This is a genomic window from Streptomyces sp. NPDC093568 (assembly GCF_044764945.1).
GTDB lineage: Bacteria > Actinomycetota > Actinomycetes > Streptomycetales > Streptomycetaceae > Streptomyces.
In genome coordinates, this window is record NZ_JBIWJD010000008.1 from 58,357 (window position 1) to 76,352 (window position 17,996).

Sequence of the window (17,996 nt, forward strand, 5' to 3'; positions counted from 1 at the left end):
GGTGCCGAACGACCCCGTCCGACAGAAAGCCGAGAGCATGGCCATCGACGTCACCGCCCTGCGGGCCCACTTCCCCGCCCTCGACAGCGGCCTCGCCTTCTTCGACGGTCCGGGCGGGACGCAGACACCGCGTCCGGTCGCCGACGCCATCGCCGCGACGCTCACCGGCCCGCTGTCCAACCGGGGCGCCGTCAGCCCGTCCGAGCTCAACGCCGAGCGCGCCGTCGCCGGCTTCCGCGCCGCCTGCGCGGACCTGCTGAACGTGCCCGCGAACGGCGTCGTCCACGGACGCAGCGCCACCCAGCTGACGTACGACTTCTCCCGCCACCTGGCCAAGGACTGGCGCGCGGGCGACGAGATCGTCCTCAGCCGGCTGGACCACGACTCCAACGTCCGCCCCTGGGCGCAGGCGGCCGAGCGCGCCGGGGTGACGGTCCGCTGGATCGAGGTCGACCCGGAGACGACGGAGCTGGACCTCGACTCCTACGCACGCGCCCTGACGCCCCGGACCCGGCTGGTCGCGGTGACGGCGGCCTCCAACGTGCTCGGCACCAAGCCGCCCGTGCGCCGCATCGCCGACCTGGCCCACGAGGCGGGCGCCCTGGTGTACGTCGACGGTGTCCACTACGCCGCCCACCACCTGGTGGACGTGCCCGCGCTCGGCGCGGACCTGTTCGTCTGCTCGCCGTACAAGTTCCTCGGACCGCACTGCGGGGTGCTCGGGGCCGCGCCCGAACTCCTCGGCACCCTGCGCCCGGACAAGCTGCTGCCCTCCCCCGACACCGTGCCGGAGCGCTTCGAGTTCGGCACGCTGCCGTACGAGGTCCTGGCGGGCACCACCGCGGCCGTCGACTTCCTCGCGGCGATGGACCCGGGCGCGGGCCCGGCGGCCGGGCGCAGGGAACGGCTCGCGCGTTCGCTGGCCGCCCTGCACGAGCACGAGCGGTCGCTGCGGTCCCGGCTCCAGGACGGCCTGCGGGACCTGGGCGACGCGCTCACCGTGCACTCGAAGGCCGCCGACCGCACCCCGACGCTCCTGATGAGCCTCGCCGGCCGCGACGCCCGCGCGGCCCAGGCCCACCTGGCCGCGCGGGGCGTGGTGGCGCCGGCGGGGTCGTTCTACGCGTACGAGCCCTTCACCGCGCTGAAGCTCGACGACCCCGCGTTGCGGGCGGGCCTGGCGCCCTACAACACCGAGGACGACGTGGACCGCTTCCTGGACGGGCTCGCCGGGTTCCTGTCGGCGGCGCCGGGCTCGTGAGGCGTCCGCGGGGCCGGGTGCAGGTTGGCCTTCGCGGCTGCCGGGTGCCGGGTGCCGGTCAGAAACCGGCGCCCGGGTCCTGCGGGCGGATGCGGCCGCGCCAGCCGCCGGTGGGCCCGCCGCCCTCGACGTAGTCCTTGAAGCGGCGCAGGTCACCCTTGACCCGGCGGTCGATCATGCCGAGCGCGTCCGCGCCCTTCTCGGCGACGCCGGTCGGCTCGACGTCCATCGTGAGCTCCACCCGGGTGTGCGAGTCGTCCAGCCGCTCGAAGCGGACCGAACCGCGCTGGCGTGTGTCGCCGCCGATGGTCCGCCAGGTGATCCGGTCGTCCGCGAGCTGGTCGACGATCTCCGTGTCGAACTCGCGCCGCACCCCGCCGATGCTGGTGGTCCAGTGGTTGTGCCGGTCGTCGAGCTGGGTGACCTCGTCGACGCCCTCCATGAACTGGGGGAAGTCCTCGAACTGGGTCCACTGGTTGTAGGCCCTGCTCAGCGGGACCTCCACCTCGACCGTTTCCTTGACCGTGCTCATCGATCCCTCCTTGGTCGTGGGTGTACAAGGCGCCGGGTACCCGGGTTGCCCGGGGTGAAAGATCGTCGGGGTGGCGGCTTCCCGGGGCACGGGGTGTGAGGGATGCCGCGTTTTCGGGCCGCGGCTCGGGGAACCCGTCCGGGACGTCACCGAGAGTCCGAAGGGGCTCCAACGAAGCCAGAGAGAAGTTGAAGGGCCGTGACCGCGCGCACCGCCAAGAGGGAAGTACTGCACGTACCGGAGACGGGCTGGACGAAGGCCCGTCAGCGACGAGGCAAGCCGATCCGCACCTGCCTGGCCGCCGTGGAGGAGAGAAGCTCCACGAACTCGGCCCACGCGAGCGCCGAGTGGAACATCGTCCGGGGCGACGACTGAGGCCCTGAGCATCAAACGCCGCCCGCCGGGTACGCAGCCGCAGTGAGAATAAGTGTGCTGGATACGGGTTCCAACACGGTCCGACTGGCCGTGTGTGACGTGGGGGACGGGGTGCCGCTCCCGGTACACACCGCGAAGTGGAAACTGCGGCTCTCCGAACAGGTCGACGACGACGGCCGCCTGGGGGAGGCGGCCACCGAGCACCTGATCAAGGCACTGCACTCGGCGATCGAGATGGCCCGGCAGTGGGACGCGCCGGAGCCGCTGGCCTTCGCCACCGCCGTGGTGCGGGACGCGCCCGACCGGGCGGACGTCCTGCGGGCGGTGCACAGCCGCACCGGACTGCGGCTGCGCGTGCTGCCGGGGGAGGCGGAGGCCCGGCTGACGTTCCTGGGCGCCCGGCGCTGGATGGGCTGGCGCTCGGGCCCGCTGGCCCTCTTCGACATCGGCGGCGGCAGCCTGGAAGTGGCCTTCGGACGGGGCCGGACACCCGAGTTCGCGGCCTCCCTGCCGCTCGGCGCCAACCGGCTGACCAACGAGTTCTTCCGTACGACCGACCCGCCGACGGCGTCCGAGGTGAGCGCCCTGCGCCGCAAGGTGCGGCACGAGCTGCGGGACGTCTCCGCGCGGATCCGCTGGGAGCATCCGCACACCGCCGTCGCCACATCCCGCACGCTCCAGCAGCTGGCGCGGCTGTGCGGCGCGGCGCCGGGGCGGCACGGACCGTTCATGGAGCGGGTCCTGGACCGCCGCGACCTGCGCCAGGCGGTCGACCGGATGGTCGGGCTGTCCGTCGCCGAACGGGCCGGACTGCGCGGCATCTCCGCGCCGCGGGCCCGGCAGAGCCTGGCGGGAGCGATCATCGGGCACTCGGCGATGAAGCTCAGCGGCGTGAAGACCCTCGTCCTGTGCCCCTGGGCGCTGCGCGAGGGCATCCTCCTGCGCTATCTGGAGGAGGGCGCCGACTGGTGGGCCGACCTGGAGCGGTACGACGGCGTCGGCTCGGGCGTGGACGGGGTGCCGGTCGGCCCACGGCCGCTGCGGGTGGCGAAGCCGACGTCGGTGTCCTGACCGCCGGGGCCCTCACCTGGCCGGTGTCCTGACCGGCGGGGCCCGCACCCGGCCGGTATCCCGACCAGCAGGGACCCGCACCCAGCCGGTGTCCCGACCGGCGGGATCCTGGACCCGGTCGGTGTCCCGACCGAAGGGCCCGCACCCGGCCGGTGTCCCGACCGAAGGGCCTACCGTCCGGACCGCACCCGTACGCAACGCCACAGCTCCTCGGCGTACGGCAGGGCGACCCCCAGCCCGATGACGGCGCCGAGCCCCGCGAGATACGCGCCGCGCAGCGGGCGCTCCTTGGGCAGCAGGCGCCAGTCCTGGGGCCGCGTTCCGCCGCGCAGCGTCGCGCGGACCTGGTCGGGGTGCAGGCAGGCGGTGAACGCCAGCGCCGTCAGCGGGAGCACCTCCAGGAAGCTGTGGATGTGCTGCTCGATCGGCTTGATCTCGCGTTCACCGGTGGCCAGCGACACGTCGTACAGGGCCGTCGCGCCGTGGGCCACCGCGGCCGCCCCCATCGTGGTGAGCACCAGGGGGTTCACCCGGGCCAGCAGTCCCATGACGACCGGCACTCCGGCCTCGGTCATCATCAGCGCGTGGACGGCGGACTCCTTCACCCCGCTGGTGTGCTCGATGCGGGTCCGCCGGTGCATCCACCAGTCCGCGAGTCCGGGCACCACCCAGAGCGGGAGGATCCCGAGCAGCAGGAACCGGCGGGCGGCGTCCTCGACGTCCGCCGAGGGGACCGGCGGCTCCGGCGCGGCGGTGCGCCGGGTCAGGCGGGGCAGGGTCCGTGACGCCATGGGGGCCTCCCGTGAATGTCGTCCATGTCCCGTGGTCCGCGTCCCAGTACCCGCCCGGCCCCGGCGAATACCCGGCCGTTATCCCGTTAGCCCGGCCGGGCCACCGGGTACCCGGCGCGGCGACCGCGGACCGCACACACCCGCCTCAGCTGGGAGAACGCGCATGGCCGACGTCGGATACTTCCTGTCGTGCGAGGAGCACGGCCCGGCAGAGCTCGTCGAACAGGCCCGGATGGCCGAGCAGGCCGGCTTCGACTCGCTGTGGATCTCCGACCACTTCCATCCCTGGAACGACGCCCAGGGCCAGAGCCCGTTCGTGTGGTCCGTGATCGGCGCCCTCTCGCAGGCCGTCTCACTGCCCGTCGAAACGGCGGTGACCTGTCCCCTCGTCCGCACGCATCCCGCCGTGATCGCCCAGGCCGCCGCCACCAGCGCCGTACAGCTGGGCGGCCGCTTCCGGCTGGGCGTCGGCACCGGGGAGGCCCTCAACGAGCACATCCTGGGCACCCACTGGCCCGAGGCGTCGGTCCGCCTGGAGATGCTGGAGGAGGCGTTGCAGATCATCCGGCAGCTGCTCACCGGCGAGCGGACCAGCCACCGCGGCAAGCACTACACGGTCGAGAACGCCCGTCTCTACACGGTGCCCGACGACCCGGTGCCCATCGACGTCTCCGCCTTCGGTCCGCAGGCCGCCGAGGTCGCCGCGCGCATCGGCGACGGGCTGATCACCATGACGCCCGACGTCACCATGGTCGAGCGCTTCCGCCGCGGCGGGGGCGGCGCCAACCCGGTGTACGGCGGACTCAAGGTGTGCTGGGGCCCGGACCGGCGCGAGGCGCTGCGCACCGCGCACCGGTTGTGGGCCAACGAGCAGCTGCCCGGGGAGCTCCCGCAGATCCTGCCCACCCCCAGCCACTTCGAGCAGGCGTCGACGCTGGTCACCGAGGAGCGGATGGCGGACGCCGTGCCGTGCGGTGACGATCCGGACGACCATCTGCGGGCCCTGACGGCGTTCGCGGACGCCGGGTTCGACACCGTGTACGTCAACCAGATCGGCAAGGACCAGCAGGGCTTCTTCGACTTCTACCGGACCAAGATCCTGCCGGCCCTGCGCGGCTGACAGGCGCTCGAAGGCAGGCAAGACCGTGACCGGGTCGGCGGACACGAGGAAACTCGCCCTCGTCGTGATCGACATGATCAACACCTACGATCACGAGGACGCCGAGCTGCTCGAACCGTCCGCCCGGCGGGTCGTTCCGGTCCTGGTGGACCTCATCGGCAGGGCACGGGAGGCGGACGTACCCGTGATCTACGCGAACGACAACTTCGGGAGCTGGCGCTCCCACCACGGGGAACTCGTCGAGACCGCCCTGGCGGGATCGCACGCCGAGCTGATCGAACCGATCAAGCCCGACGACGACTCGCTGTTCGTGGTGAAGGCCCGTCACTCGATCTTCTACGAGACGCCGTTGTCCTACCTGCTGTGGAAACTGGGCGTGCGGCACGTGGTGCTGTGCGGTCAGGTGACCGAGCAGTGCGTGCTGTACTCGGCGCTGGACGCGCACATCCGGCATCTGGGGGTCACCGTGCCGGACGACGCCGTCGCATCCATCCATCCGCACCTGGCGGAAGCCGCCCTGGAAATGATGGAACGCAACATGGGCGCCCGGGTCGTGGCGGCGAAGGCGGTCGACTTCGGCCCGCCCTCCCGGTAGCGCGCGGCCGTTACGCGCGCCGCACGCGGGTACCCGGGGCGGCACCCGACCGACCCCGCGGACCTCGGAGGCCCGATCATGAGCCGGCGCGCCCCCGGAACACCTCCCGACTCCCTGGTGGCCGCGCTGCGCGCCGAGACCGACGCCGAGGTCCGCTTCGATCCCGGCAGCCGGGCCGCCTACGCCACCGACGCCTCCAACTACCGGCAGGTCCCGCTCGGTGTCGTCGTCCCCCGAAGTGTGGACGCGGGCGCCCGTGCCGTGGAGGTCTGTGCCCGGCACGGCGTCCCCGTGACGGCCCGGGGCGGCGGGACGAGCCTGGCCGGGCAGGCGACGAACACGGGCGTGGTGATCGACTGGAGCAAGTACTGCCACGCCGTGGCCCACGTCGACCCCGATGCCCGGACGTGTGTCGTCGAGCCCGGCGTCGTCCTCGACGAACTGGACCGGCGACTCGCCGCCCACCGGCTCCAGTTCGGGCCGAGGCCCTCGACGCACAGCCACTGCACCCTCGGCGGGATGATCGGCAACAACGCGTGCGGGGCGTCCGCGCAGGCGTACGGCAAGACCGTGGACAACGTCCGCCGGCTGGAGGTCCTCACCGCCGACGGGCTGCGCATGTGGGTGGGGCCCACCTCGCCCGACGAGCGGGCGCGGATCGCCGCCGCGGGCGGACGCCGGGCCGAGCTCTACGCCGGCCTCGACCGCCTCGTCACCACGTATCTGGGGGACATCCGGCGCGGCTTCCCGAAGCTGCCGCGCCGGGTCTCCGGCTACAACCTCGACGCGCTGCTCCCGGAGAACGGCTTCGACGTCGCCCGCGCCCTGGTCGGCAGCGAGGGCACCCTGGTCACCGTGCTGCGCGCCGAACTCGATCTGGTGCCGGTCCCGCCGTTCCAGTCGCTGCTGGTCCTCGGGTACGACGACATCTGCCGGGCCGCCGACGCCGTACCGCGGCTCCTGGAGCACTGCTCCCCCACCCAACTGGAGGCCCTGGACGGGCGGATGGCGCAGCTGATGCGTGAGGAACACGCTCATCTCGACTCCCTCGACACACTGCCGGAGGGCGACAGCTGGCTGCTGGTGCAGTTCGGCGGCGACAGCCGGGAGGACGTCGACGAGCAGGCGCACGCGCTGCTGGCGGCCGTCGGCCGGGGCGAGAAGGACCCCTCGGTCGCCTTCTCCGACGACCCCGCACGCGAGCAGCGGATGCTCAAGGCCCGCGAGGCCGGGCTCGGGGTGACCGCCCGCCCGCCGGACGACCGGGAGACCTGGGAGGGCTGGGAGGACTCGGCTGTGCCGCCCGAGCGGCTCGGCGACTATCTGCGCGACCTGAAACGGCTGTTCGCGGAGTTCGACTACGACCACCCGTCCCTGTACGGCCACTTCGGGCAGGGCTGTGTGCACACCCGGATCCCCTTCGGGCTGACCTCGGCCGCGGGCGTGGCGGACTTCCGCCGCTTCCTGGAGCGGGCCGCGGACCTCGTGGCGTCCTACGGCGGCTCGCTGTCCGGCGAGCACGGCGACGGTCAGGCCAGGGGCGAGCTGCTGACGCGGATGTTCGGCGAGCGGCTCGTGACCGCGTTCGGCGAGCTCAAGTCGCTGTTCGACCCGGGCGATCTGATGAACCCGGGCAAGGTCGTCGACCCGAACCCGGTCGACGGGCAGCTGCGGCTGGGCCCCGCCTGGCGCCCGGCCACGCCCGGCACCCACTTCGGCTACCCCGAGGACGACCACTCCTTCGGCCGGGCGGTGCTGCGGTGCGTCGGCATCGGCAACTGCCGCACCGAGCGGGGCGGCGTGATGTGCCCCTCCTACCGGGCCACCCGGGAGGAGGAGCACTCGACGCGCGGCCGGGCACGGCTGCTGTTCGAGATGCTCGACGGGCATCCCGAATCCCCGGTCACCGACGGCTGGCGCTCCACCGAGGTCCGTGACGCCCTCGACCTCTGCCTGGCCTGCAAGGGCTGCAAGTCGGACTGCCCGACGGGTGTCGACATGGCCACCTACAAGGCCGAGTTCCTCGCCCACCACTACGCCGGCCGGCCACGCCCCGCCGCGCACTACTCGATGGGCTGGCTGCCGCTGTGGGCCCAGCTGGCCGAGCGTGCCCCGCGCCTGGCGAACGGTCTGCTGAGCGCCCCCGGCCTCGGCCGGGCCGGACGGCGGCTCGCGGGAGTGGATCCGGCCCGGCAGGCGCCGGTCTTCGCGGAGCGGTCCTTCGCCCGCTGGTGGCGTGCCCTCGGCACCGAGCCGCCCGACCCGGCAGACCCGGCGACCGTGCTGCTGTGGCCGGACACGTTCGCCAACCACTTCCACCCCGCCGTGGCGATCTCCGCGGTACGGATCCTCACGGACGCCGGCTTCCGGATCGCCGTGCCCGAGGAGCCGGTCTGCTGCGGGCTGACCTGGATCTCCACCGGCCAGCCGGCCCTGGCCAAGCGGGTGTTGCGGCGTGGCCTGCGGGTCCTGCGGCCGTACCTCGACGCGGGCACCCCGGTCGTCGGCCTCGAACCGTCCTGCACCGCCGTGCTGCGCTCCGACGGCCCCGAACTGCTCCCCGACGACCAGGACGTACGACGGCTCGCCGAGCGGACGCGTACCTTCGCCGAGCAGCTCGTGCACCACGCGCCCGACGGCTGGCGCCCGCCCCGGCTGTCGCGCGGCGCGACCGTGCAGACGCACTGCCACCAGCACGCGGTCCTCGGCTTCGACGCCGACCGCGAGCTGATGCGCCGCGCCCGGCTGAACGCCGATGTCCTCGACGAGGGCTGCTGCGGACTCGCCGGGAACTTCGGCTTCGAGCGCGGGCACCACGAAGTGTCGATGGCGGTGGGCGAGTTGGGCGTGCTGCCCGCCGTGCGCGCCGCCCCGCCCGGTGACCTGGTGCTCGCCGACGGCTTCAGCTGCCGCACCCAGATCGAGCAGGGCGACACCGGCCGCCGCGCCCTGCACCTCGCCGAGGCACTGGCTCTCGGCCTCGACGGCGACCTGCCCGCCGACCGTCCCGAGCGGCTGGCCCGGCGCAGTGCCCCTCCCTCCCGCGGGGCCCGTTGGGCGACCACCGCGGGTGCCGCCGCGCTGACCGGCGCGGCGGCCCTGGGGGCGGTGGCCCGGCTGCGCCGTTCCTGACCCTCACGCGCCCGGCCGCCTCCTGGTGGCCGACGCGCGCGCGGAGGGGTCGTCGCCCGGTGCGACCACCGTCGTCAGCGCCATGCGGTCGCCGGGGCGGACGCGGGAGTAGAACCACTTGGCGTCCCCGGCGTCGAGGCCGATCCAGTCGCCGGAGATTCCGTACACACCGAGGGCCTGCTCCTTGGTGTAGGTGCCGATGTAGAGGCTGCGGTCCATCGGGTCGCGCAGTTCGACCACGTAGGGGACGTCCGCCTTGACGGCGTCCTTGGCGGACGCTTCGGCGGGCAGGGCCAGGGCGGTGTGCCTGGCGGTCACCGTCAGCGGGCCCGTGACCCCGATCCGGCCGTCGGGCAGCGAGACGATCGGCAGTTTCCGGCGGTCGACCGTGAGGAGGCGCTCGGCCGGGCGGAGCGTGCCGGTGACGGGCGAGGGGGTGGGGGAGGGCGAGGGCGGCACGGACTGCGCCGGGCCGCTCGGGGTCCCGTCGGACGCCGGGATCCGGGGCGCGGCCGGCCGGTCCGGGTGCCCGTCGAGGACGGGGGTCAGCGTGAGGCCCACCAGCACGAGGGCCGCGGTCCCCGTGCCGAGGAACGCGACGGTTCGGCGGCGCCTGCGGCGCGTCGCGCGGGCCCGGATCCCGGCGCCGTCGACGACCGGCTGGGTGGCCCGGCTTGCGGCCAACTCGCGCAGTGCGGCGGAGAGTTCATCGGACACGGCCGCTCCCCTCCCGTACCGCCCCGTCGGCCTCGTCCACCGCGAGGTGCTTCGCGAGGGCCGCCCGGCCCCGCGCCAGCCTGGCCTTGACGGTGCCGACGGGCGCACCCGTCTCGGAGGCTACCTGCTGCACACTCAGGTCGCACAAATGGTGCAGGACGATCGCCATCCGCTGTGCCTCCGGCAGTTCGCGCAGGGCGGCCACGAGCGCGGTGCGCTCGGGGTCCGGCCCCGGGGTGGACGTGGGCGGCGGCGTGCGCCGTACCAGTTCCAGCCAGCGTTTCGCGCGCCGCCAGCGGCTCACCGCCAGCCGCATGGCGACCGTGCGGATCCACGCCTCGGGCGCGCTGTCCGCGAGGAACTGCCGGCGCCGGTCCCAGGCCCGGACGAACGCCTCCTGCACGACGTCCTGGGCCTCGCCGTGGTCGCCGGTGAAGGCGTACAACTGGCCGGTCAGCCGCGGGAACGCGGCCGCGTAGAAGGCGTCGAACTCGTCCTCGGTCATGCCTCCCCCGCACTCCGTGTTCTCTCCGTGCAACCCGGCCACCTCCGCCGTGCGTACAGGTCCCGTAGGTCGCACCCGGCGCGGTGCAACCCACCGGGAAGACGGCTCAGCGGCGTTCCTGGCTCCCTTTCCCGGTCGGTGTCGGCTCGCCGGCCGCTCAACCTACCCGCACCACCGAGAAGTTGCTGCCGACCGAAGGACCACCCACGTGCCACCCACCCCCACCGAACTCCCCGCCGGCCACGACTTCGCCGCGTACGCCAGAGCCAACTGGCCCCGGCTGGTCGTGACCGCGCGGCTGCTCACCGACGACCCCGGTGCGGCCGATGAGCTGGTGCGGAGAACGCTGGCGCGGATGTGCGCGCGGTGGCGGCGCGTGCCGCGCGACGACGTGGACTTCCACGTCCGGCGCTGTCTGGTGCGGGAACACCTGCGGCCGCTGCGCGGACGGCGGGCCGCGCGGCGCCGGGCCGTTCTGGTGCTGCGCTTCTGGGAGGGGCTCGGGGACGCGGAGACCGCCCAGCTGCTGGGCCGCTCGGCGGGCGCGGTGCGGGCCGACGCCAGAGCCGGCCTCAAGGCGGCCGGCGCCGCCCCGGAGCGGCTGCGCGAGGTGTACGCCCGTGCCGTCGAGGACGTCGTGCCGTCCGAGGTGCCGCTGGCCGGCATGGAGGCGGAGGGCCGGATGCGGCGGCGCCGTCGTGCCACGGTGACCTGGGCCGCCGGTACGGCGGTGCTGGTGCCGGCCCTGCTGTTCGGCGCCGGGCGGCTCGGCAACAGCGATACGGGGGAGGGGAGTTCCGGGAGCGGCGCCCCTTCGGCGACCAGCCCGGTCCAGGTCGTGGCGCCGGGCGAGCGGGTGACCGCCGGGCCGGGGGTGCGGCTGTGGCTGACGGCCGACGGCGGGCACTGGTCGGTGCCGGTTGCCCTCCCGGGGGACAACGGCCGGCCGCCGCTCGACGAACCGGGCGTGGACGTGCGGATCGACACCGTGGACGGCGGGTACTTCCTGTCGGGCCTGTTCCGCGGGCTGGACGGCGAGCCGGGCCGCGTCGAGGTGCGGACCGGCGGCGGCAGGGCCACCGCGAAGGTCCTCGTCCTGGCCGGCAGTCCGGGCTGGGGCCTGTGGTACGCGAGCGCCCCCGTGCCCGAGCGGGACATGAAGGCCGTGCTGTCCACCGAGGGGGACGAGCGGATCGTCACCGTGTACGACACCGCGGGCGAGGTCGCCGCGCGGTCGGACCGTGAGTGGTGGCGCGCATGAACCCCTTCCGCACCCTCCGGCCGGGCAGGCCCGGGACGCCGGCCGCGCCCCGGCACCGCGAGCGCGCCCCCCTGCGGATCCGGCTGCGCCGCACCCGGGCCCGCCGGCTGCGCCAGCTCTGCTACGCCCTCCTCGCCCTGCTCGCGACGCTGTGCGCGACGGCCGTGGTGGCGTACCAGCTGACGACCATCCCGCGGCCGCACCCCGAGACCGTCACCCAGAGCACGGTGTTCCTCGACACCGACGGCGCCTACCTCGGCCGGCGCGGCCCGGTCGACCGGCAGGACGTCCCTCTCTCGGCGGTCCCCCGGCATGTGCAGGAGGCGGTGATCGCGGCGGAGAACCGTTCCTTCCGCACGGACAGCGGGATCTCGCCGCGGGCCATCGCGCGGGCCGCGCTCGCCACCCTGACCGGCGGGGAGCAGCAGGGCGGCTCCACCATCACCCAGCAGTACGTGAAGAACGCCCTGCTCAGCCCGGAGCGTTCGCTGTCCCGCAAGGCGCGCGAGGCGCTGATCGCGATCAAGCTGGACCGCACCCGCGGCAAGGACGAGATCCTCCAGGGCTATCTCAACACCGTGTACTTCGGCCGGGGCGCCGCCGGGATCCAGTCCGCCGCGCGCAACTACTTCGGCGTGGACGCCCGGCAGCTGACGGTCGCGCAGGGCGCCGCGCTCGCGTCCATCGTCAACATCCCGTCGTACTACGAGAAGGCGGGCTCCGATCCGAAGGTGACCGCGAAGCTGCGGGACCGCTGGGAGTGGGTGCTGGACGCGATGGCGGCGGGCGGGACCATCACTCCGCGGGAGCGGGCGGCGGCGCGCTTCCCGGCGTTCCGGTTCTATCCGCCGGGTGAGACCGAGGGGCAGCGGCAGTATCTGATCGACGTCGCCGCGAAGGAGGCCGCCGACCGGCTCGGCATCACCGAGGACCAGCTGGCGAGCGGCGGCTACAACGTGACGACCACCTTCGACCTGGCCCTCCAGGACAGCGCCACCCAGCTGGTCCAGGGCCATCCCGGCGGCAAGGGCGGCGTCCGGGTGCACACGGCCGTGGTGGGGATGGTGCCCGGCGACGGGGCGGTGCGGCTGCTGTACGGCGGCTCGGACTACGCGCGCCAGCCGTTCAACGACGCGGTCAGCGGGGCGGTGGAGGCGGGCACGGTCCTGGAGCCGTTCGCCGAGCTGCGGAGCGCGGGCGAGCCGCTGCGCCGGCTGCTGCGGACCCCCGCGCCGACCCCGCTGAACCTGACGTCGGCGTACGCGACGCTCGCGGCGGACGGCACGTACGCGGCGCCGTACACCGTCGCCCGTATCACCCGTGAGGGCCGCACCGTCTACCAGGCGCGGCCGGACGTGCGGCGGGTGCTGGACGAGAAGGAGGCGATGGTGGCGGGCGCGCGCACGGGGGCCGGTCCGGTCCCCGCCGAGGCCGTCGGAGCGGCGGCCGGGAAGGTGTTCGCGACCGGCGGGGCGGGCGGCGGCATCACCCGCCGTACCGTCTGGACCACCGCGTACGACCCCCGGCTCACCCTGACGGTCACCCTGTTCGCCGACCGGCCGGGCACCGGGAAGGGCACGAGGGCACCGGCCCAGCTGCCGAACGAGCCGTCACCGGTCGAGTTCGCGGAGGGGGTCGCCGCGGGGGTCTGGGGGGCTGCCCGGTAGCGCCCCGGCGAGGGCTACGGCCGTACGAAGCGGTACTTCAGGTGGGTCGCGAGGGGCGTGTCGACGACCCTGAGCGGCTCTAGGCGTCGTTGCTGCCCGGCGGTCGGGCCGTCGAAGAGCCTCAGCCCGGCGCCGAGGAGGGCGGGCACGACGTGCAGCTGCGACTCGTCGATGAGGCCCGCCGCGAGGTACTGGCCCTGTCACCGCCCAGGCGGGTGAATCCGGACGGGCTCCGGTGCGGCCGGACCGGCAGCGGGAAGGCCCTTGCGCGTAGCGGACCCGTGATGCAAGCGATGGGCAGGGAGCGTCCCGATGCCGAAGTTCCTCATTCAGGCGACCTACACGCCCGAGGGCACCCAAGGGCTGCTCAGAGAGGGTGCGAGCGGGCGCCGGGCCGCCGTCGACCAGGTTGTCAGCGGCCTCGGCGGCACGGTCGAGGCGATGTACTTCGCGTTCGGCCAGGACGACATCGTGCTCATCGTGGACTTCCCCGACCCGGTCTCCATGGCCGCCGTCAGCCTCACCGTCAAGGCCAGCGGCGCCCTCCACACCCGGGCCACCCCGCTGCTCACCCTGGAGCAGATCGACGAGGCGGCCCGCCGCCAGGTGGGCTTCCGCCCGCCCGGGGAGTGAATCGGCGGGTCGTGGAACTCCCCGCCGGGGGCGGACGTTGGCCGAGTGACACGCGAAGCGCGCACGGACGACCTGAACGACACGGGCTGAAGCCGAGGTGGCACGAATGGCTATGTGGGATCGGATCAAGGACCAGGCCAAGGGCTTGCAGCAGCAGGCCCAGGGCGCGCGGGGCGCCGGTGGCGGGCACGGGCGGCCCGGCGGGTCCGGCTCAGGGTCCAAGGCCCAGCTGGTCGGCGCGCTGAAGTCCCAGCTCACCTCGCTCAAGACGGAGTTGAAGAGCGGCGCCTACCGGGACGCCAGCATGGCCATGTGCGCCCTGGTCGCCGCCGCCGACGGGCAGGTCGACCCGGCCGAGCGCCAGCATGTGGAGTCGCTGATCCTGAACAACGACGTCCTGCAGAACTTCCCGTCGGAGCAGCTGCGCCAGCGCTTCAACAAGCATGTCGACCAGATGGCGTTCAACTTCCAGCAGGGCAAGGCCGAGGCCCTCCAGGAGATCGCCAAGGCCGCCAAGAAGCCGACGGAGGCCCGCGCGGTCGTGCAGACCGGCTTCGTGGTGGCGGGCGCCGACGGGTACATCGCGCCGGCCGAGGAGCAGGTGCTGCGCGAGGCGTGCTCGGTGCTCAACCTCTCCCCGCAGGAGTTCGGCCTCTGAAGCGAGGGCGATGACGGCACCGGCGGGACCCGCGTGGTCCCGCCGGATGCACACACCCTTCCCAGACGTGACGCAGGTCACGGGAAGGCGGTCCGGGGTGCCGGACAGCTCATTGAGGTGAGCACTCATATGCGAACCCGGGTACGGGCCGGGGAATCGAGCGCGTTCGCGGAGCTCTTCGACGCTTACGCCCGCGCGGTCTACAACCACGCCTTCCGGCTCACCGCCGACTGGTCGGTGGCCGAGGACGTGATGGCCGCGACATTCCTTGAGGCGTGGCGGCTGCGTGACCGGGTGGAGCCCGAAGGCGGCTCGCTGCGGCCCTGGTTGCTGGGCATCGCCACCAACACGGCCCGCAATCAGTACCGCAGCAACCGCCGCTACCGCGCCGCCGCCCAGGCCGCCGCGGCGGCCGAGTTGTCGGTGCCCGACCACGCGGACGAGGTGGCCGGCCGGATCGACGACCACCACCGGGTCGCGACGGCCCTCGGCGCCCTCGCCGGGCTGCGCGCACCCGAGCGCGAGGTCGTCACCCTCTGCCTGGTCGAGGGCCTGGACTACGAGGCCGCGGCGGTCGCGCTCGGGATCCCCGTCGGCACGGTGGCCTCCCGGCTGTCCCGGGCCCGCAAGAAGCTGCGCGCGCACGCCGAGGACCGGCCGGTGCGCGCCGCGGCCAGGACGTCGTACGAGAAAGTTCGCGGAAATCGGGAAGGCGGCCGTCCCGCCCGACAGACAAGAGGTGATCACACAAGCGTGATCCGGCCCGCGCAGGAAGGAAACCGATGAACGCGAACACGTCCCGGCAGCACCCGGCCGAACGGGATCAGAGCACTGCCGAGTTGCTCTCCCGGACGGCGCGCGACCTGCCGGCGGGCCGCCACGAGTTCCACAAGGAGCGTCTGATGGCCCAGATCAACGACATGCGGCGGGACGAGCGCACGGCGGCACCGGCCCCCGCGAGGACCTGGCGGTCGCGGCTGCCGCGTCCGGCGATAGCGCTGCCCGTGACGGCGGTCGGCGTGGCGGCGGCGGTCGTCGCCGGGGTGTGGCAGAGCGGTGGCACCGGGGGGGTCAGGGACGGCGGCGTCGCCACCGGTCCGGCGCTGACCACGCGGATCGGCGCCGCGAGCAGCGCGGGCGTACCGCAGCTGCTCGGCGAGATCTCGCTGGCGGCCGCCGATGTGTCCCACCCGGACGTCAAGCCGGGGCAGTACGTCTACGTCGAGTCCAAGTCCGCCGACACCTTCATCAAAACCGTCGGCGACGAGTCGAGCCTCGCCAGCCACGCGCTGCACACCCGTCAGGTGTGGAAGTCGCCGGACGGCACCAAGGGCTGGCTGATCGACCCCTCGGTCAACGACAGTCCCGAGGGCGAGACCCTGAGCCTGCCCGACGAGCTGGGCAACACCCCGAAGGCGACCCTCAACGGCCCCTCGTACGACTACCTCGCCAAGCTCACCACCGACCCCGACGCGCTGCTCGCCAAGATCTACGCGGAGACGAAGGGGATGGGCAACACCCCCGACCAGCAGGCGTTCACCACCATCGGCGACCTGCTCGGCGAGAGCTACCCCCCGGCGGAGCTGTACTCGGCGCTGTTCAAGGCGGCCGCGAAGATCCCTGGTGTCGTCGTGGTCGACGACGCGGTGGACGCCGCCGGCCGGCACGGCGTGGCGGTGGCCCGGCTCGACGAGACCAGCGGGGAGCGCGAGGAGTGGATCTTCGACCGGAAGAGCCATGTCTTCCTCGGCGAGCGCACGGTCCAGGTGCGTGAGAACACCGGCACGGACGCGCTGATCACGCCCGGCACGGTCACCTACACCAGCGCGGTCATGAAGCGGGCCATCGTCGACGAGATGAAGCAGGTTCCGTCCCAGTCCGGCTGACCGCCCGCCGCCCCCGTCTCCCCTCACCTGTGCGGCGGGGGCGGGGGCGGCATCGTCGTCAGACCGGGCGCCGGTTCGGGCCAGACCAGCAGCAGCGGACAGGGGGCGTGGTCGACGACGAAGCGGCTCGCCGGGCCGAGGCTGTGCGGGCCGAGGCGGGACCGGTCGCCGTCGCGGGCCAGCACGAGCAGGTCGGCGTCCTCGGTCGCGGCGACGACCTCGCGCTCGACGCGGCCGGTGCGCTCGACCCGGGTGCAGGGGCGCCCGAGCCGCTCGGCGGCGGCCCCGAGCAGCGTCTCGGCGGAGGCGGCGGCGAGGTGCTCGACACGGGTGCCGGGATCACGTTCCGGGTGCCCGCGGCCGAGCAGCCCGGCGAACGCGCCGTGCGCGGCGTCCGCGACATCGTGCCCGGTGACGTGCAGCAGGACGATCTCGGCGTAGTCGGGCGCGTGCGTACGCGCGGCGTCCACACAGGCGGGCCAGGTGCCCTCGACGATCCAGACGACCACGGCCATGGGATCAGCCTCCTCCGATCACGGCCAGTGAGGCCCACAGCGCCAAGACGGCGGCGCACAGGCTCGCGGGCACGGCGTACAGCCCGAGCCGGGTGAACTCGCCCAACTCCACCTCGGCGTCATGGGCGTGGACGATACGCCGCCACAGCAGGGTGGCCAGCGAACCGGCATAGGTGAGATTGGGCCCGATGTTCACCCCGAGCAGCACGGCGAGCACGGCACCGGCGCCGGAGTCCGCGGCCAGCGGCAGCAGCACGAGCACCGCCGGCAGGTTGTTGATGACATTGGCCAGTACGGCGGCCAGCGCGGCGATCCCGAACAGGGCCGCGATCCCGGTGCCGTCGGGGATCAGCTGCCCGAGGGCCGTGTCGAGCCCGTTGTCCACGACCGCGCGGACCACGACCCCGAGCGCCAGCACGAACGCCAGGAACGGCACCGAGGCCGAACGCACCAGCGCCTTCGGTGTCGTACGGCGGCGCAGCAGGGCCCGCACCGCGAGGACCACCGCTCCGGCCAGGGCGGCCCAGGCCGGGTCGATGCCGACGGCCGAGGTCAGCACGAACCCGGCGAGCGTGCCCGCCACGGTCAGCAGGGCGAACAGCGGCAGTTCGGGCGTCTCGCCGCCGGCCTGCTCCTGCGCCCCGGCGTCCAGTTCGGTGGCGAAGAAGCGCCGGAAGACGACGTACTCGACGGCGATGGCGGCCAGCCACGGCAGCGCCATCAGCGCGGCGAACCGGGTGAAGCTCAGCCCGCTGGCCGCGAACGCCAGCAGGTTGGTCAGATTGGAGACCGGCAGCAGCAGGGAGGCCGTGTTGGAGAGGTGGGTGCAGGCGTAGACGTGCGGTTTGGGGCGGGCGCCGAGCCGGGCCGCGGTGGCGAACACCACCGGGGTGAGCAGCACGACCGTGGCGTCCAGGCTCAGTACGGCCGTGATCGCCGAGGCGGCGACGAACACCTGCGCCAGCAGCCGGCGCGGCCGGCCCTTCGCCGTGCGCGCCATCCACGCCCCGCAGGCCTGGAACAGCCCCTCGTCGTCGCAGAGCTGGGCGAGGACCAGTACGGCGGCGAGGAAGCCGATCACCGGCCCGAGCCGTTCGGCCTCGTCCAGCGCGTCGCCGAGCGAGATCGCCCCGGTGGCCACGACCAGCACCGCGGCCGGCACGGCGACCACGGCCTCCGGCCAGTTGAAGGGCCGGACGACGGCGCAGACCAGCACGAGCACGAGCATGGCCACGGACAGGGTCTCCGCGAGCGGGGTGTTCAGGGTCGGGTCCTTC

18 protein-coding genes and 1 pseudogene are annotated in these 17,996 nt (G+C 73.7%); 12 read left to right on the forward strand and 7 right to left on the reverse strand.

The window, feature by feature from the left end:
- Positions 1 to 37 precede the first annotated feature (37 nt).
- Positions 38 to 1,261 (forward strand): cysteine desulfurase-like protein, encoded by a 1,224-nt coding sequence (locus tag ACIRD7_RS29340; protein ID WP_403458324.1) that lies wholly within the window; start codon positions 38 to 40, stop codon positions 1,259 to 1,261.
- Positions 1,262 to 1,319: 58 nt separating this feature from the next.
- Here ACIRD7_RS29340 and ACIRD7_RS29345 read toward each other — a convergent pair whose 3' ends face one another.
- Entirely contained in the window at positions 1,320 to 1,793 is a 474-nt protein-coding gene (locus tag ACIRD7_RS29345; protein WP_403458325.1) for an SRPBCC family protein, read from the reverse strand.
- 198 nt (positions 1,794 to 1,991) lie between these two features.
- Between ACIRD7_RS29345 and ACIRD7_RS29350 the strand changes: the two genes are divergently transcribed.
- Both ACIRD7_RS29350 and ACIRD7_RS29355 read left to right on the forward strand, forming a co-directional pair.
- Positions 1,992 to 2,168, forward strand: a complete 177-nt coding sequence (locus tag ACIRD7_RS29350; RefSeq protein ID WP_403458328.1) for a hypothetical protein — start codon at positions 1,992 to 1,994, stop codon at positions 2,166 to 2,168.
- 42 nt (positions 2,169 to 2,210) lie between these two features.
- The gene (locus tag ACIRD7_RS29355) at positions 2,211 to 3,239 is read left to right on the forward strand and encodes a Ppx/GppA family phosphatase (protein ID WP_403458330.1); all 1,029 of its coding nucleotides are present in this window, start codon (positions 2,211 to 2,213) and stop codon (positions 3,237 to 3,239) included.
- Positions 3,240 to 3,409: 170 nt separating this feature from the next.
- Here ACIRD7_RS29355 and ACIRD7_RS29360 read toward each other — a convergent pair whose 3' ends face one another.
- The gene (locus ACIRD7_RS29360; RefSeq protein ID WP_403458332.1) at positions 3,410 to 4,030 is read right to left on the reverse strand and encodes a diguanylate cyclase; all 621 of its coding nucleotides are present in this window, start codon (positions 4,028 to 4,030) and stop codon (positions 3,410 to 3,412) included.
- 163 nt (positions 4,031 to 4,193) lie between these two features.
- On the opposite strand from ACIRD7_RS29360, the gene ACIRD7_RS29365 reads away from it, so the two are divergent.
- The 3 genes from ACIRD7_RS29365 (at position 4,194) to ACIRD7_RS29375 (ending at position 8,877) form a co-directional block, all read left to right on the forward strand.
- Positions 4,194 to 5,150 carry an LLM class F420-dependent oxidoreductase gene (locus ACIRD7_RS29365; protein WP_403458333.1) on the forward strand — a complete coding sequence of 319 codons (957 nt, stop codon included), beginning with the start codon at positions 4,194 to 4,196 and terminating at the stop codon, positions 5,148 to 5,150.
- Positions 5,151 to 5,175: 25 nt separating this feature from the next.
- Positions 5,176 to 5,745: a cysteine hydrolase family protein gene (locus ACIRD7_RS29370; RefSeq protein ID WP_403458335.1), complete on the forward strand. Its 570-nt coding sequence runs from the start codon at positions 5,176 to 5,178 to the stop codon at positions 5,743 to 5,745.
- Between the two features lie 78 nt (positions 5,746 to 5,823).
- A complete protein-coding gene (locus tag ACIRD7_RS29375; protein WP_403458337.1) occupies positions 5,824 to 8,877 on the forward strand; it encodes an FAD-binding and (Fe-S)-binding domain-containing protein in 3,054 nt (1,017 codons plus the stop codon).
- 3 nt (positions 8,878 to 8,880) lie between these two features.
- Here ACIRD7_RS29375 and ACIRD7_RS29380 read toward each other — a convergent pair whose 3' ends face one another.
- Both ACIRD7_RS29380 and ACIRD7_RS29385 read right to left on the reverse strand, forming a co-directional pair.
- Positions 8,881 to 9,594: a hypothetical protein gene (locus ACIRD7_RS29380; protein WP_403458340.1), complete on the reverse strand. Its 714-nt coding sequence runs from the start codon at positions 9,592 to 9,594 to the stop codon at positions 8,881 to 8,883.
- Positions 9,584 to 10,099 carry a SigE family RNA polymerase sigma factor gene (locus tag ACIRD7_RS29385; protein WP_403458341.1) on the reverse strand — a complete coding sequence of 172 codons (516 nt, stop codon included), beginning with the start codon at positions 10,097 to 10,099 and terminating at the stop codon, positions 9,584 to 9,586. The genes ACIRD7_RS29380 and ACIRD7_RS29385 overlap by 11 nt, the downstream gene beginning before the upstream one ends.
- Before the next feature lie 208 nt (positions 10,100 to 10,307).
- On the opposite strand from ACIRD7_RS29385, the gene ACIRD7_RS29390 reads away from it, so the two are divergent.
- Entirely contained in the window at positions 10,308 to 11,360 is a 1,053-nt protein-coding gene (locus ACIRD7_RS29390; RefSeq protein ID WP_403458344.1) for a sigma factor-like helix-turn-helix DNA-binding protein, read from the forward strand.
- Positions 11,357 to 13,027: a transglycosylase domain-containing protein gene (locus tag ACIRD7_RS29395; protein WP_403458346.1), complete on the forward strand. Its 1,671-nt coding sequence runs from the start codon at positions 11,357 to 11,359 to the stop codon at positions 13,025 to 13,027. Before ACIRD7_RS29390 ends, ACIRD7_RS29395 begins: the two co-directional genes overlap by 4 nt.
- A gap of 14 nt (positions 13,028 to 13,041) precedes the next feature.
- Here ACIRD7_RS29395 and ACIRD7_RS29400 read toward each other — a convergent pair.
- Positions 13,042 to 13,212: pseudogene (locus tag ACIRD7_RS29400) on the reverse strand (dihydrofolate reductase); the annotation flags it as partial.
- A 127-nt stretch (positions 13,213 to 13,339) separates the two neighbouring features.
- Between ACIRD7_RS29400 and ACIRD7_RS29405 the strand changes: the two are divergent.
- From ACIRD7_RS29405 to ACIRD7_RS29420, 4 genes are all read left to right on the forward strand, one after another.
- Positions 13,340 to 13,660 (forward strand): GYD domain-containing protein, encoded by a 321-nt coding sequence (locus ACIRD7_RS29405; protein WP_403458348.1) that lies wholly within the window; start codon positions 13,340 to 13,342, stop codon positions 13,658 to 13,660.
- A gap of 106 nt (positions 13,661 to 13,766) precedes the next feature.
- Positions 13,767 to 14,318, forward strand: coding sequence for a tellurite resistance TerB family protein (locus ACIRD7_RS29410; RefSeq protein ID WP_403458350.1), 552 nt, complete (start codon positions 13,767 to 13,769; stop codon positions 14,316 to 14,318).
- Positions 14,319 to 14,447: 129 nt separating this feature from the next.
- Positions 14,448 to 15,104 carry an RNA polymerase sigma factor gene (locus tag ACIRD7_RS29415; protein ID WP_403458351.1) on the forward strand — a complete coding sequence of 219 codons (657 nt, stop codon included), beginning with the start codon at positions 14,448 to 14,450 and terminating at the stop codon, positions 15,102 to 15,104.
- Positions 15,101 to 16,204: a CU044_5270 family protein gene (locus ACIRD7_RS29420; RefSeq protein ID WP_403458353.1), complete on the forward strand. Its 1,104-nt coding sequence runs from the start codon at positions 15,101 to 15,103 to the stop codon at positions 16,202 to 16,204. Before ACIRD7_RS29415 ends, ACIRD7_RS29420 begins: the two co-directional genes overlap by 4 nt.
- Positions 16,205 to 16,227: 23 nt before the next feature.
- Here ACIRD7_RS29420 and ACIRD7_RS29425 read toward each other — a convergent pair whose 3' ends face one another.
- Positions 16,228 to 16,719: a universal stress protein gene (locus ACIRD7_RS29425; protein WP_403458354.1), complete on the reverse strand. Its 492-nt coding sequence runs from the start codon at positions 16,717 to 16,719 to the stop codon at positions 16,228 to 16,230.
- A gap of 4 nt (positions 16,720 to 16,723) precedes the next feature.
- On the reverse strand, positions 16,724 to 17,983 hold the full coding sequence (locus tag ACIRD7_RS29430; RefSeq protein WP_403458854.1) for an SLC13 family permease: 1,260 nt from the start codon (positions 17,981 to 17,983) through the stop codon (positions 16,724 to 16,726).
- Between the last annotated feature and the right edge of the window lie 13 nt (positions 17,984 to 17,996).